Genomic DNA, 13,637 nt, shown 5'->3' with positions numbered 1-13,637 from the left:
GCTGGTGCAGCGCAGGGAACGCAGCCGAAAGGCTACTTTCCCTGCGCTGCGACGGCGGCAGCTCCCGCTGCTGCTGCTTCAGGATCGAGGTACTGACCCTTACCCGTCGGGGTGCCGTCTTCGTTGATCTCGTAGACGAGCGGCATTCCGGTCGGAATGTTGAGGGCAGCGATGTCTGCGTCTGAGATCTGCTCGAGATGCTTCACGAGTGCTCGCAGCGAGTTGCCGTGCGCGGTGACAAGCACCGTCTTGCCTGAGTTGAGCTCGGGCAGAATGTTGCCCTCCCAGTACGGAACGAGCCTGGTAACGACGTCTTTGAGGCACTCGGTCTGCGGCCGTTCGCCGTCAATGTTTGCGTATCGTGGATCATTCGCCTGCGACCACTCGCTGGCGTCGTCGAGCGCGGGCGGCGGAGTATCAAAGGAACGACGCCACTCCATAAACTGCTCTTCGCCGTATTTCTGCAGTGTGTCTGCCTTGTCGAGTCCCTGAAGTGCACCGTAGTGACGTTCGTTGAGTCGCCACGAGCGTTCCACCGGAATCCACATGCGATCGGCGGCTTCGAGCGCGAGGTTCGCGGTCTGAATTGCGCGGCTCAGCACCGAAGTGAAGAGCACGTCAGGCAGCTTGCCCGCTTCGGCAAGCAGCTTACCCGCGTTAGCTGCCTCGCTGCGCCCCTGCTCAGTGAGTCGAACATCGACCCATCCCGTGAATAGATTCTTCTTGTTCCACTCGCTCTGGCCGTGACGGAGCAGGATCAACGTGTTCGTCATGTCTCCAGCTTACCTAGTCATTCGAGCTGAACGACTACAACCGCTTCAGCTTTGGAATGTCTCGCGTCGCGCCAGCATCGCTCGGCACAATAATCTCTTGCGCCGCGGCGATGAGTGCACCAGGGGCTGCATTTGCATCGGCAGCCTCGTCGCCCCCTCGAACCTCGAGAGGAGTATCAGACGGAAGGGCTCGCTTCAGTAGCGCAAGCGCGATGCCACCCCACTCGTGGTGCAGCGCAGCACGAGTGATTCGGCCGACCGGGCGAGCGCCCGCATCTCCGCCCTCGCCTGCTTTGAACACGAGCGCACCGGGAACCGGCAGCTCACCATCTGACCCATCGAGGTGCAAGAGGGTGAGCCTACGCGGCGGGTGCCCAAGGTTGTGCACCTTCGCAACGGTCTCTTGCCCCCGGTAACAGCCCTTGTTGAGGTGCACTGCTGTGCGCAACCAGTCGAACTCGTGGGGAATGGATCGTTCATCGACGTCACCGGTTTGCGACGGACGCCAAGCGCGGATCTCGAGAGCGTCGAGCGCCATCGTGCCCGCGGCACGTACGATGCCGGATCGCACGAGCCCTGCCACCTCATCCAGGGACTCCCTCGGAAAGACCAGAGTCGTCGCGCTCCACGCGCTACCCGGATGCTCCCCGTTCGAGTATTGAATGCCACCAGCCGTAATCTCAGCCCAGGGGTCTTCCCAGATCACTGCCGGTTGCAGTTCTCGGAGCGCAGGCAGCGCCGATCCACCAGCAAAGGCGAGGACCGCGGCAAAATCTTCGGTGCGATCTGCGATCTCAACCCGCAAAGCGAACCGCATGCGGTTCAAGAATGCGCAGAGTGCTGGTGCAGCGTCTGAGTCAACAAGCAACCAGGTTGTTTCGCCGTCATCAACGACGCGAATCGCATGTTCGATGCGACCATTTGGGTCGAGAAGCAGAGTCTCAGTGCTTTCGCCCGCGCGAAGACCCGCAAGCTGCTGGCTCGTCATCGAGTGCAACCATGTCAGCCGATCAACACCACTAACGGTGACGATGCCGTGGTGAGACAGATCGACCAGTGCGTCACCGGCCTCGAGCGAACGCTGCTCTTGCACGGGCGCACCGTAGTGTGACGCGACGACCTCGCCGACCGCGCCAGGAAGATTAAGAAATGGACTGGTCATGCGACCACCCGCAATGCTACTGCTGCCCCTTGAAGAGCTTGTAGATAACGGTGCCAGAAACCCACGCGATCGCGAGACTTGCGAGTCCGAGAAGACCAAGGAAGAAGAGTTCAAGTGCCAACAGCATGAGTTCAGTCTAGCAACTCGTCAGTGGCCAGCGAATCAGATGAATGCACCAATGAGATCAATAACCGCAATTACTACGACCGAACCCGAAATGCTAAAGGCGAGGCGACTGATGAACCCCTCGCGCTGCGCCGTTCCGAGCTGGAGTGCGAACGAAACCAAGGTCGACACGCCGATAGCGAGAACCAACCACGGAAACCGAATCGCATCGGTGAACACGGTCACCAGCACACCGATTATTGCCGCGACAGTCCAGGCAATGATGAGCCGCGACAGGTGCCACTGCACCGGTTCTGTATTCTCTGGCGTACTCACCCTCACATCCTCCCATACCGCGCACCAGTAATATATAAACCGGTCCGGTGCTGGAAGGGGGTGCGCGAATGCAACTACTTCTCCTCAGTGCGGGCGAACACACTCCGCTTCCCTCACTCGAGGTGCTTGCGCACGAGGTCATCATGGCCTCAATTGAGTCGCCCATGTACGCGTTTGTTTCGCGAAGCGGATCGGACGGGCGCGGAGACTTTGCGCCGAGCGCGATCCTCATTGATGGCACCACCTCCCCCGCTGCCGCGCGAAATGCGGCACTGACGCTTTCCGGTCGCACCGAGATTCCGCGGGTTGCGCTACTTCGCGACGCGGCACTCGCTGCGATTACTCCCGAGTGGGACATCGCCGACTTTCTCACACCAGACGCGAGCCCAGCTGAGATAGAGGTGCGTCTCAGGCTACTCATTGCGAAGGCCGCGACCGGCGAAACCGAGCAGCCCGGTGCGGTCGAGGAATCGGGTATTGAGATAGACGAGTCGAACTTTGTGGCGAAGGTTCACGGACGCACGCTCGATCTCACCTACAAGGAGTACGAACTCCTCCATTTCCTCGCCCTCAACCCCGCCCGCGTGTTCACTCGCGAGCAGTTGCTCGCGGATGTCTGGGGTAGCGACTACTTTGGAGGTACCCGCACGGTCGACGTGCACGTTCGGCGGCTCCGGGCAAAACTCGGTGAGCACGAGTGGCTCATCAGCACGGTCCGGGGCGTTGGTTACGGTTTTGCGAGAGGTCGCCAAGAAGAGGAGGACTGATGGTCGCCGTGGTTGCTGGCGCTGCTGGTATTGAAGACGCGCGCCCGCTGCTCGATCGGGCCGAGCGGTTCGACGGTTCCTCCCCTATCTCAGATCAGGCACTCCTCGCGGTGTCGCAGCACCAACGCGACCTCTGGTTGTTCACTGAGCAGGGTACTGACAACGCAGAGGTCACGGCGCCGATCGCAGTCGGCGTACTCGGTCAGGGCGAGGTCGACCTGGTGGTAGATCCGCGAGAACGCGGCCGCGGTGTCGGTTCTGCGGCGCTCGGCACGCTGCTCGAAAAAGCTCCTGACGCGCTGCTTGCTTGGGCGCACGGAGACAATCCTGCCGCCGATGCACTGCTCGCTGGTGCAGGGTTTTCGCCGATCCGCTCACTTTTTCGCATGGCGCTCGACCCCGCGAAGCTGCCTACCGCAAACAGCAACCCGTATGCGACGAAACTTCCCGAGGGGTTCACGCTGCGTTCATTTGGTGGCGCCGATGATCCGGCCGAGTGGGTGCGCGTCAACGCGGCCGCCTTTGCAGATCACCCAGAGCAGGGCCGGGTGACGGAGGCCGACTTTGCGCTCATGCGCGAGGAGCCGTGGTTCGATCCACATGACTTACTGCTGCTCGAGGATGCGGATGTGAGGCTTGCTGGGTTTACCTGGATCAAGACGGTTGTTGACTCTGACGACGAAGCAACCGGCACCGAGACCGAGCTCTATGCGATCGGCGTTGACCCAGAGCACGCAGGTCTTGGACTCGGCCGCGCTCTGCTCGATGCAACGCTCGCCCGCATGGCCACACACTCGCCTGAGCGAGTGACGCTCTACGTCGATGGCGAAAATGAACGGGCGGTGCGCATGTATGAAGCTGTGGGGTTTACCGTAGATTCGCGCAGCAGGCAGTGGCGTAGGGGTGCCAGAATAGGGTCATGAGCGAAGAGACCCGCGAAATTCAGGTGATCAATGACGGGACGTTGCCCGCAGATCGCTACATTGATCGTGAGCTGAGTTGGCTCGCGTTCAATCAGAGAGTGCTCGAACTCGCAGAAGATGAGACGATTCCGCTGCTCGAACGCGCAAACTTTCTCGCAATCTTTGCTTCGAACCTCGACGAGTTTTTCATGGTGCGGGTTGCCGGCCTGAAGCGCCGCATTCTTACGGGGCTTGCGGTACCGACGAATGTCGGCCGCGCTCCGACCGACGTGCTCGCAGAGATTAACCATGCGGCATACGAACTGCAGCGTCGCCACTCGCGGTGCTTTGCTGAGCAGGTCAAGCCACAGCTCTCTGAAGCTGGCGTGCACATTGTCGAGTGGGACACGCTCGACAATGCCGACCGCGAAGTGCTTACAAACTATTACCAGCACCACATCTACCCCGTGCTCATGCCGCTCGCGGTCGACCCAGCGCACCCGTTCCCATACATCTCGGGCCGCGCGCTCAACCTCTCGATCCGTGTGCTCAACCCGACGACCGACAAGATCGAGTTTGCGCGGTTGAAGGTGCCTCAGATGATCCCCCGCTACGTTCGTGTGGATCGGCGGGAGACCGACGACAACGTGCGCTTTATCCCGCTCGAAGAGCTCATTGCCAATCAGCTCGATGGTCTCTTCCCGGGTATGGAAGTGATTGATCACCACGTCTTCCGCGTCACGCGCAATGAGGATGTTGAGATCGAGGAAGACGAGACCGAGAACCTTATTCAGGCGCTCGAGAAAGAGTTGCTGCGGCGGCGATTTGGTCCTCCGATCCGCCTCGAAATCTCTGATGATATGGACGCGGCGACGCTCGAACTACTCGTACGCGAGTTCGACATCGACATGGAGCAGGTGTACACGCTGCCCGCCCCACTTGATCTGTCGGGTCTGTTCGCGCTCGGCGGTGTGCGCCGACCTGATCTGCGATACCAGCCGCACATTCCGGTGACTCACCCGATGTTCCGCACGAACTCGCCGAGTGACAAACCCGACACGTTCAGTGCGATCGCGAGACGTGAAGTTCTCGTGCACCACCCCTACGAGTCGTTTGCGACGAGCGTGCAGGCCTTCATTGAGCAGGCCGCGACCGACCCAGATGTGCTCGCGATCAAGCAGACCCTGTACCGCACCTCTGGCGATAGCCCCATCGTGGCGTCACTCATTAAGGCGGCAGAAGCAGGCAAGCAGGTGCTCGCACTTGTTGAGGTGAAGGCGCGGTTCGATGAAGAGGCCAACATCACCTGGGCCCGCAAGCTCGAACAGGCTGGCGTGCACGTCGTATATGGCCTCGTTGGCCTGAAGACGCACTGCAAGCTCATCCAGGTGATCCGAGAAGAGAGCGGCCAGCTCGCTCATTACTGCCACATCGGCACAGGCAACTACAATCCGAAGACCAGTCGAATCTACGAAGACTTCGGGCTCTTCACCTCGTCACCTGAGATTGGCCGCGATGTCACGAAGCTCTTCAACGTGCTTTCGGGGTACGCGATCGAGACCGACTACAACCGCCTACTTGTGGCGCCACTCCAGCTGCGCAGTGGCCTGCTCGAGCGCATCGAGCGAGAGGCCGAGCACGCGCGAAACGGTCGCAAGAGCAAGATCCGCCTCAAAGCCAACTCGATGGTTGACGAAGACATCATCGATGCGCTGTACCGCGCGAGCCAGGCGGGCGTGCCGATCGAGATCTGGGTGCGCGGCATCTGTTCGATTCGTGCAGGGGTGCCCGGGCTCTCGGAGACGATCCGAGTGCGCTCGGTGCTCGGTAGGTATCTCGAGCACTCGCGAATTTATGCGTTCGACAATGACGGCGACCGTGAGATTTACATCGGCAGTGCCGACCTCATGCACCGCAATCTCGACCGCCGCATCGAGGTGCTCGTCGCGCTTTCAGAGCGCGAACACTTCGCGCGCATCGACAAGTTCTTCGAGTTCGCGTTTAGCGATGACGTATCGTCATGGCGCATGCTCCCCGACGGCACCTGGCACCGTAGCGTGGTGAGCGAGACGGGCGAGCCGCTTCCAGATCTGCAAGATCTGGTGATGGTCGATCGCACGAGAGCTCGGAGAAGGTAACAGATGGCGAAGCGCATATTCGCGGCAGGCACGATTCCCTGGCGAATCGTCACAGACGAAGCCGGTAAGTCTCAGCTCATGGTGCTGCTCATTCACCGCACGAAACAGCGCGACGTGTCGTTTCCGAAGGGCAAGCTCGACCCTGGCGAGAGCATGCCGCAGGCCGCGGTTCGTGAGACGCGAGAAGAGACGGGCCTCAAGGTAAAACTTGGGGTGTGTCTCGGCACCATCAACTACGAGCTGCCGAACGGTGCCGAGAAGATCGTGCAGTATTGGGCGGCGAAGGTCACTCCGAAGAAGGCGCTCGCTTCGACGTTCAAACCAAACGGTGAGATTCAAGCACTCGAGTGGGTGCTTGCGAAGAATGCTCGAGAGCTACTCACCTACGAGGCCGATCGTGAACTCTTCGACGTGTTCATGCGGCTCACCGAGCCGGGGCTCATCGACACATTCTCGGTGACATTGCTACGTCACGCGAAGGCCGAACCTCGCAGTGAGACCTTCCCGGTGGATCATCAGCGCCCCCTCTCACCCACGGGTCTGCACCAGGCAGAAATGCTCGCCCCGATCCTCGCGTCATTTGGCCCGAAGCGCATCTACTCGTCGACTGCCGATCGCTGCCTCAGCACTGTTGCTCCGCTCGCTCACCTTCTCGGAAAGGGAGTGCGAGAGCGTGTGAGCTTGAGCCAGGGCTTCTGGGACACTGGCGACCTTGCCGAAACGCGAAAACTCATTGGCAAGATCGTGAAGCGCGGCAAGTCTGTGGTGGTGTGCAGCCATCGCCCCGTGCTCCCCGACCTTGCACGCGAGCTCGTGCTCGCGAGTGGCAGCCTTCCGGGCTCATATCTCGATGAAGCGACGGCTCTGCCGCCCGCGGGATTCTCGGTGTTTCACTTCTCAAAGAAACGCCCAGGAGCAGGAATTCTGGGAGTCGAGACGTACCCGTTGAAGCACGGGGCGCCGCAGTCCACCGCACCGCAGCACTCGTGACCGGGGCTCACCCGGTGGGCGCCGTTCCTTCGAATACCGCCCCATTCGGGGTCGTCGTGAACCCGCGCTCTGCGCTCGGCCGCGGGGCCCGGTCAGCAAAGAAGGTATTGCGAGCGCTCGAGCGAGCGAGCATTCCGGCGCGGGTCATTACCGGCCGCGACGCGATCCACTGTCAACAACGAGTGCGAGAAGAGTGCCAAACCGGTGAGCTTCGCGGGCTCATTCTGATCGGTGGTGACGGGCTCATCGGGCTCGTCATTCAGGTGCCCGAAGCGCGCGATCTGCCGATAGGCATCGTGCCTGCGGGCAGCGGTAATGACTTCGCGAGTCAGTTCGCACTCAGTCATCACCCGGCTCGCGCAATCGCCCGCATTCTGGCCGCAGAGCCGCGGCCTCAGCGAGTGGATCTCGGAGTGGTGTCGCTGCCGAATGGGCGCACACACTGGTTCGCAGGGGCACTCAACGTAGGGTTCGACGCAGCAATTAATCGAAGAGCAAATGCGATCGGCTTGCCCCTCGGGCCCCTGCGGTATCAGCTCGGGTTGCTCGCCGAGCTCACGGTGCTCAAGTCGCGTAGATTCACGATTTCTGGCGACGCGGGCGAGCGCACATTCTCCGGCTTGCTCGCAACTGTGATGAACACCCGCGCTGTCGGCGGCGGTATCCCGCTCGCGCCAAGAGCTTCGGTGACCGACGGTGAACTCAACCTGGTCGAGGTCACGCATGCTGGCAAGCTCCGGGTGCTGAGCGTGCTCGGCAGGCTGGCACGTGGCACGCACGAGTCCCTCCCCGAGGTAACCATCACGAAGGTGCGGCACATACGCATCGAGGCAGATGCCGAAATCGCCTACTCTGACGGAGAGCCCGTAGGAACCGGCCCCTTCGAGGTGCACATCGCCCCGGGAGCGCTCACGCTCCTCGCGTAGTACCTGAGGAGTGAGGCCCAAGTGCGCCTCGAATGCGCATCAGAGCGCGCGGTGCAAGACGCGCGGGGTCCCCTGCCTAGCAGGCGAGGCGCGCTTGGGCCTCACTCCGTCCGATCGGACGCTACTGTTCCTCAGTAATCAACCATTCGCGGAGGCCGTGCTCGGCGGCACCCATCGAGTTGACGGTCGCGCGGGTGCGCTCAAGCACGCCCGCATCGAACTCGGGCCACTGGCACACGCCCTGCGGTGCGTCGGCTGCGACTGAACACCACTTGTACCCACCATTCTGCGTGTTTGTCGCGACCGTCCATGCGAGGTCGTTCGTGGTCCAGCTTCCGTCTTCCTGCTTCGCGAACTGAATGCGCGAGAGCAAGAACTCGTTGTTGACCTGAGTGTCGGCGGGGGCAGATTCGCTGATGAAGTTGCCGGTTCCGTAGAGGATCCACTTGCCGTTGTACATCTCAAAGGGCTGAATCGAGTGCGTGTGGTGGTCGTACATGAAGTCAAACTCACCGCTGTCCATGAGCGCGTGTGCATCGGCTGTCTGCTCGACCGTGGGTTCTGACCAGTACTCGGCACCGTTGTGCTGAATGCCTATCACCAGATCGGCCCCCATCTCGCGCGCCTTCTTCGCTTTCTCGATAGACCGCTCGACGTCGAGATCGAAGTCGATGCCGCTAAAATCAACCTGCCACGGGAACTCGCTATAGTTACCGTTGAGTCCGTAGGTGGAGGTGATGATCGCGATCTTCACCCCATTGGCCTCGACGATGAGAGGAACGTCGCGCTCGCCCTCTGCGCGATAGGTGCCGGTGTGCTGCAGGCCAACCGCGTCGAGCTTGTCGAGCGTGCGCACGAGACCCTCGGTGCCCATGTCGACGCTGTGGTTCGAAGCGGTCGTGGCGACATCAAACCCAATGGCTTTGGCCGCGTCTGCAACCTCTGGCGGCGTGCTGAACAGCGGGAACCCCGCGTATGGCCCACCCGGCGCAGAAAGCGGGGTTTCTTGCTGATAGATCGCAAGGTCGGCCTTGTCTAGGTAAGGCTTCGCACCTTCAAAGAGCGGCATAAAATCAAAGTTCTGCCCCGCGTCATTTGTCGGAATCGCAAATGGCGACCACAACCCTTGGTGGAACAGGAAGTCACCTGCAAACGCGACACTCACGCAGTGGTTGGTTGGGCATTCGGGCCCCACGCCCGGCATTGGCTCTGGTTCGGGCTCAGGCTCGGGCGTAGGAGCAACGGGAGCAGGCTCTGGCGCGGGCTCCGGTTCAGGCGCGCAACCCACTGCCCCGAGTAGTAACGCGAGGCCTGCGACTCCAGCTCCCATACCCCGTACGATCTGAAGTCTCCTATTTCGCATGTGTTAATTCTAGGCGGCTATACGGTGCCGCCTATATTTCGACGACGGGATCCGCATGCGGTTCGAGCCGAAACGTCACAGCGAGTTCACCTCTCGTTCACCCAAAGGTGAATTCGCGGCCACTTCCGATCTTTAGCGTTATGGGTGTTGGGTCAACATCCCATCACTTTCCTGAAGTTCAACAACATCAGAATGGACACGACACTCGTGAAGTTCTCACCCTCAATGAAGGTAGCGGTTGCTGCAGGCGCCGCCCTCCTCATGCTCACCGGTTGCGCTGCGAACGAAGCCGCACCGGCAACTGACGAAGCTCAGGCGTCATCACTGTCAGGCACCCTCGCCGGTGCTGGCGCTTCGTCACAGGATGCTGCGCAGCAGTCAGGTTGGATCGCTGGCTTCCAGACCGCAAACGCAGACGTCACCATCAACTACGATCCCTCGGGTTCGGGTGCTGGCCGTGAGTCGCTCCAGCAGGGTGCGGTTGCATTCGCTGGTTCTGACCGCGCATTCAAGGTCGATGAGATCGAAGCTGGTCCGTTCGACGCATGCTTGACGAACGACATCATTGAGATCCCCGCATACATCTCGCCGATCGCGATTATCTTCAACGTTGAGGGCGTTTCAGACCTCAACCTTGATGCCGCAACCATGGCGAACATCTTCAATGGTTCGATCACGAACTGGAACGATCCAGCCATTGCTGAGATGAACCCAGATGCTTCACTCCCTGACCAGGCAATCGTTGCGGTGCACCGCTCAGATAAGTCGGGCACGACCGGCAACTTCACCGATTACCTCGCAGCAGCTGCCCCAGAGGCATGGACCGCAGGTTCGGTTGAGGAGTGGCCAGCCGAGATCAGCGGTGGCGAGGCAGCCCAGGGCACCTCTGGCGTCGTTGAGGCAGTGAAGAATGGCGTTGGCACCATTGGTTACGCTGACGCATCGAAGGCTGGCGACCTCAGCACCGTCAAGGTGAAGGTTGGCGAAGAGTTCATCGCTTACAGCCCTGAGGCAGCAGCCGCTATCGTCGACGCTTCACCGCTCGAAGACGGCCGCAGCGCGGGTGACCTCGCAATCGAACTCGATCGCGCAAGCACCGCTGAGGGCGTCTACCCAATCGTGCTCATCAGCTACCTCATCGGCTGCGAGCAGTACGCTGACGAGGCAAACGCTGAACTAGTCAAGGAGTACTTCAGCTACATCGTGAGCGAAGAGGGCCAGAAGGCCGCTGAGACCGCAGCCGGCTCGGCTCCGATCTCTGACACGCTCCGCGAGAAGGCAGTCGCAGCGGTCGACATGATCAGCTAAACCATGCAGGCCGGATCGTTTCCTTACGCTAGGGAACGATCCGGCCTACTGGTGTTTTACCCATTCATTCAGACCCACCGGAAAGCACGCCCCTAGTGACCTCAGTTACGAACGCATCGCGCAAGGTGCTCAGCCGCGGCGATCGAGTGTTCTCACGCACAGCAGTTGTGTCTGGGAGCATGATCCTTGTCATTCTCGCCGCCGTCGCCGTATTTCTCATTGTGCAGAGTCTGCCCGCGCTCGTCGCAGACAGTGAGTCCGCGTCGATTCTCACCACAAACTTCTGGGGTTACGTCGGTCCCCTCATCTTTGGAACGGTGTGGGCCGCAATCCTTGCGCTCGCAATCGCGCTGCCGCTGTCAATCGGCATCGCACTGTTCATCTCGCACTACGCGCCCCGCAAGCTCGCGCAGTCACTCGGCTACCTCATCGACCTGCTCTCGGCGGTCCCGAGTGTCGTGTACGGCCTGTGGGGCATTTTGGTGCTTGCGCCCGCACTTCGTCCCATTTATGTGTGGATCAATGAGTACCTCGGGTGGATCCCCCTCTTCGGCGGTGTCGTTACCGGTACCGGCCGCACAATTCTCACCGCAGCGATCGTGCTCGCGGTCATGATCCTTCCCGTGATGACGGCGATCTCGCGCGAGGTGTTCTTGCAGGCACCGAAGCTGCACGAGGAAGCGGCGCTCGCGCTGGGCGCGACCCGGTGGGAAATGATCCGCATGTCGGTAATTCCGTTCGCCCGCCCCGGCATTGTGTCGGGTGCCATGCTCGGCCTCGGCCGCGCACTCGGTGAGACCATGGCCGTCGCGATGGTGCTCTCTGCAACGGGCAATGTCACGTTCGAGCTACTTACCTCCGATAACCCGTCAACGATTGCCGCGAACATCGCCCTCACGTTCCCAGAGGCGTACGGCGAAAATGTGAACGTACTTATTGCCACCGGCCTCATTCTCTTCATCGTCACCTTCATCGTGAACGCGGTAGCGCGGTGGATCGTGAGCCGTCAGAACGCAAAGGCTGGAGCGTAACTATGTCTCTCACCGGATCCCTCACTTCGACGACCAGGCGCCGCAAGTTCACTGACCGCTTCGTGACTGTGCTCGTCACCTGCGCCTTCCTGCTCGCGCTCGTTCCACTCATTTCGCTCACGGCAACCGTCGTCGCGAACGGTGTCGCACGTTTCGATGTCGAATTCTTCAACTCATCGATGCGCAACATCACCGGCGAGGGTGGCGGCGCACTTCACGCGATGATCGGAACGCTGCTCATCACGCTTGCGGCGACGATCATCTCGGTTCCGCTAGGACTCATGACCTCGATCTATCTCGTCGAGTACGGCCGCGGTCGACTCGCCCAGATCATCACCTTCCTCGTCGACGTGATGACCGGCATTCCTTCGATCGTCGCGGGCCTGTTCGCCTACGCGGCGTTCGTGCTCATCCTCGGCCCCGGAGTGCGCATGGGTATCGTTGGCGCGGTGTCTCTCGCGGTCCTCATGATCCCGGTGGTCGTTCGCTCAAGCGAAGAAATGCTGCGACTCGTGCCCGACGAGCTGCGCGAGGCGTCATACGCGCTCGGCGTGCCGAAGTGGCGCACGATTCTCAAGATCGTGCTCCCCACCGCAATGGCAGGTATTACGACGGGTGTCATGCTCGCAATTGCCCGCGTCATCGGCGAAACCGCGCCGCTCCTCATCACCGCAGGATTCACCGCGAGCATGAACTACAACCTGTTCGCCGACCGCATGCAGTCGCTGCCGGTGTACGTGTACACCCAGTTCGCAAACCAGGGCAACCCAGCATTCGCGTTCATTGAGCGCGCATGGGCCGCAGCCCTGCTCCTCATCATCATCGTCATGGCGCTGAACCTCATCGCTCGTCTCATCGCGAAGAAGTTCTCACCGAGCTCCCGCTGAGCGCACGCCAGACCCGATCCACACCCCACAGAAAGCATCACATGTCGAAGCGCATCGAAGTTTCAGACCTCAACGTCTACTACTCAAAGTTTCTCGCGGTCGAGGATGTCTCGCTCGCAATCGAGCCCCGCTCGGTCACCGCATTCATCGGCCCGTCGGGCTGCGGCAAGTCGACATTCTTGCGCACCCTGAATCGCATGCACGAAACCATCAATGGCGCACGCGTCGAAGGCAAGGTGCTACTCGACGGCGAAGATCTCTACGGCCCGGGTGTTGACCCAGTGCTCGTGCGCCGCCAGGTTGGCATGGTATTCCAGCGCCCGAACCCCTTCCCCACCATGTCGATTCGCGACAACGTGCTCGCAGGCGTCAAGCTCAACGACCGTCGCATCTCGAAGAGCGATGCAGACGCGCTCGTCGAGAAGTCGCTACGGGGCGCGAACCTGTGGAACGAAGTGAAGGATCGCCTCGAAAAGCCGGGCGGCGGTCTCTCGGGCGGCCAGCAGCAGCGTCTGTGCATCGCTCGCGCGATCGCCGTCGAGCCAGAGGTCTTGCTCATGGACGAGCCATGCTCGGCGCTCGACCCGATCTCAACACTCGCGATTGAGGACCTCATCGAGGAGCTCAAGCAGCAGTACACGATCGTCATCGTGACGCACAACATGCAGCAGGCCTCGCGCGTCTCCGACCGAACCGCCTTCTTCAACATCGCGGGCACCGGCAAGCCGGGCAAGCTCATCGAATACAACGACACAACGACAATCTTCGGCTCGCCCTCAGTGCAGGCGACCGAGGATTACGTGTCGGGTCGCTTCGGATAGGGCGTTAAGAAGCCGAACCGCAGTGACGCCTCTCGGCGGAAGGCCGCTCGAAGCGGCAAAAATTGGAGCCCGGGGTTACTGCGGCCCGGCGCCACCATTGTAACGCGCGATTCGTAAAGTGTGGAGTC

General features: G+C 61.0%; 13 protein-coding genes. 9 read left to right on the top strand and 4 right to left on the bottom strand.

The annotated features are described in order from the left end of the window. Positions 1–32: 32 nt before the first annotated feature. The 3 genes from H9L06_RS09640 to H9L06_RS09630 form a co-directional block, all read right to left on the bottom strand. Complete coding sequence (locus tag H9L06_RS09640; protein WP_187554970.1) at positions 33–773, bottom strand: phosphoglyceromutase; 741 nt, start codon at positions 771–773, stop codon at positions 33–35. Positions 774–807: 34 nt separating this feature from the next. After that, the gene (gene ygfZ / locus H9L06_RS09635; RefSeq protein ID WP_187554969.1) at positions 808–1,935 is read right to left on the bottom strand and encodes a CAF17-like 4Fe-4S cluster assembly/insertion protein YgfZ; all 1,128 of its coding nucleotides are present in this window, start codon (positions 1,933–1,935) and stop codon (positions 808–810) included. 162 nt (positions 1,936–2,097) lie between these two features. Beyond that, positions 2,098–2,376, bottom strand: a complete 279-nt coding sequence (locus H9L06_RS09630) for a hypothetical protein (protein WP_246454364.1) — start codon at positions 2,374–2,376, stop codon at positions 2,098–2,100. Between the two features lie 68 nt (positions 2,377–2,444). Here H9L06_RS09630 and H9L06_RS11935 point away from each other — a divergent pair, with 68 nt between their 5' ends. The 5 genes from H9L06_RS11935 to H9L06_RS09605 are packed head-to-tail and all read left to right on the top strand — an operon-like array spanning position 2,445 to position 8,099. Further along, positions 2,445–3,143 carry a winged helix-turn-helix domain-containing protein gene (locus tag H9L06_RS11935; RefSeq protein WP_187554967.1) on the top strand — a complete coding sequence of 233 codons (699 nt, stop codon included), beginning with the start codon at positions 2,445–2,447 and terminating at the stop codon, positions 3,141–3,143. After that, positions 3,143–4,066 (top strand): mycothiol synthase, encoded by a 924-nt coding sequence (gene mshD, locus H9L06_RS09620; protein ID WP_187554966.1) that lies wholly within the window; start codon positions 3,143–3,145, stop codon positions 4,064–4,066. Before H9L06_RS11935 ends, mshD begins: the two co-directional genes overlap by 1 nt. After that, complete coding sequence (locus tag H9L06_RS09615; protein ID WP_187554965.1) at positions 4,063–6,183, top strand: RNA degradosome polyphosphate kinase; 2,121 nt, start codon at positions 4,063–4,065, stop codon at positions 6,181–6,183. Before mshD ends, H9L06_RS09615 begins: the two co-directional genes overlap by 4 nt. Positions 6,184–6,186: 3 nt before the next feature. Beyond that, positions 6,187–7,173 (top strand): NUDIX hydrolase, encoded by a 987-nt coding sequence (locus H9L06_RS09610; protein WP_187554964.1) that lies wholly within the window; start codon positions 6,187–6,189, stop codon positions 7,171–7,173. 14 nt (positions 7,174–7,187) lie between these two features. Continuing rightward, the gene (locus H9L06_RS09605) at positions 7,188–8,099 is read left to right on the top strand and encodes a diacylglycerol/lipid kinase family protein (RefSeq protein ID WP_187554963.1); all 912 of its coding nucleotides are present in this window, start codon (positions 7,188–7,190) and stop codon (positions 8,097–8,099) included. Positions 8,100–8,220: 121 nt separating this feature from the next. Here the strand turns inward: H9L06_RS09605 and H9L06_RS09600 are convergent, their stop codons facing one another. Then, positions 8,221–9,462, bottom strand: a complete 1,242-nt coding sequence (locus H9L06_RS09600; RefSeq protein WP_246454363.1) for a CapA family protein — start codon at positions 9,460–9,462, stop codon at positions 8,221–8,223. 207 nt (positions 9,463–9,669) lie between these two features. Here H9L06_RS09600 and pstS point away from each other — a divergent pair, with 207 nt between their 5' ends. The 4 genes from pstS (at position 9,670) to pstB (ending at position 13,509) form a co-directional block, all read left to right on the top strand. Then, positions 9,670–10,770: a phosphate ABC transporter substrate-binding protein PstS gene (gene pstS, locus H9L06_RS09595; protein ID WP_382336782.1), complete on the top strand. Its 1,101-nt coding sequence runs from the start codon at positions 9,670–9,672 to the stop codon at positions 10,768–10,770. Positions 10,771–10,865: 95 nt separating this feature from the next. After that, positions 10,866–11,801 carry a phosphate ABC transporter permease subunit PstC gene (pstC, locus tag H9L06_RS09590; protein WP_187554962.1) on the top strand — a complete coding sequence of 312 codons (936 nt, stop codon included), beginning with the start codon at positions 10,866–10,868 and terminating at the stop codon, positions 11,799–11,801. A 2-nt stretch (positions 11,802–11,803) separates the two neighbouring features. Further along, positions 11,804–12,688, top strand: a complete 885-nt coding sequence (gene pstA, locus H9L06_RS09585) for a phosphate ABC transporter permease PstA (protein WP_187554961.1) — start codon at positions 11,804–11,806, stop codon at positions 12,686–12,688. 41 nt (positions 12,689–12,729) lie between these two features. Further along, a complete protein-coding gene (gene pstB, locus H9L06_RS09580; RefSeq protein WP_187554960.1) occupies positions 12,730–13,509 on the top strand; it encodes a phosphate ABC transporter ATP-binding protein PstB in 780 nt (259 codons plus the stop codon). Positions 13,510–13,637 lie beyond the last annotated feature (128 nt).

The organism is Leucobacter denitrificans, assembly GCF_014396385.1.
GTDB classification, from domain to species: Bacteria; Actinomycetota; Actinomycetes; order Actinomycetales; family Microbacteriaceae; genus Leucobacter; species Leucobacter denitrificans.
This window is presented reverse-complemented; position numbering and strand designations above follow the sequence as displayed.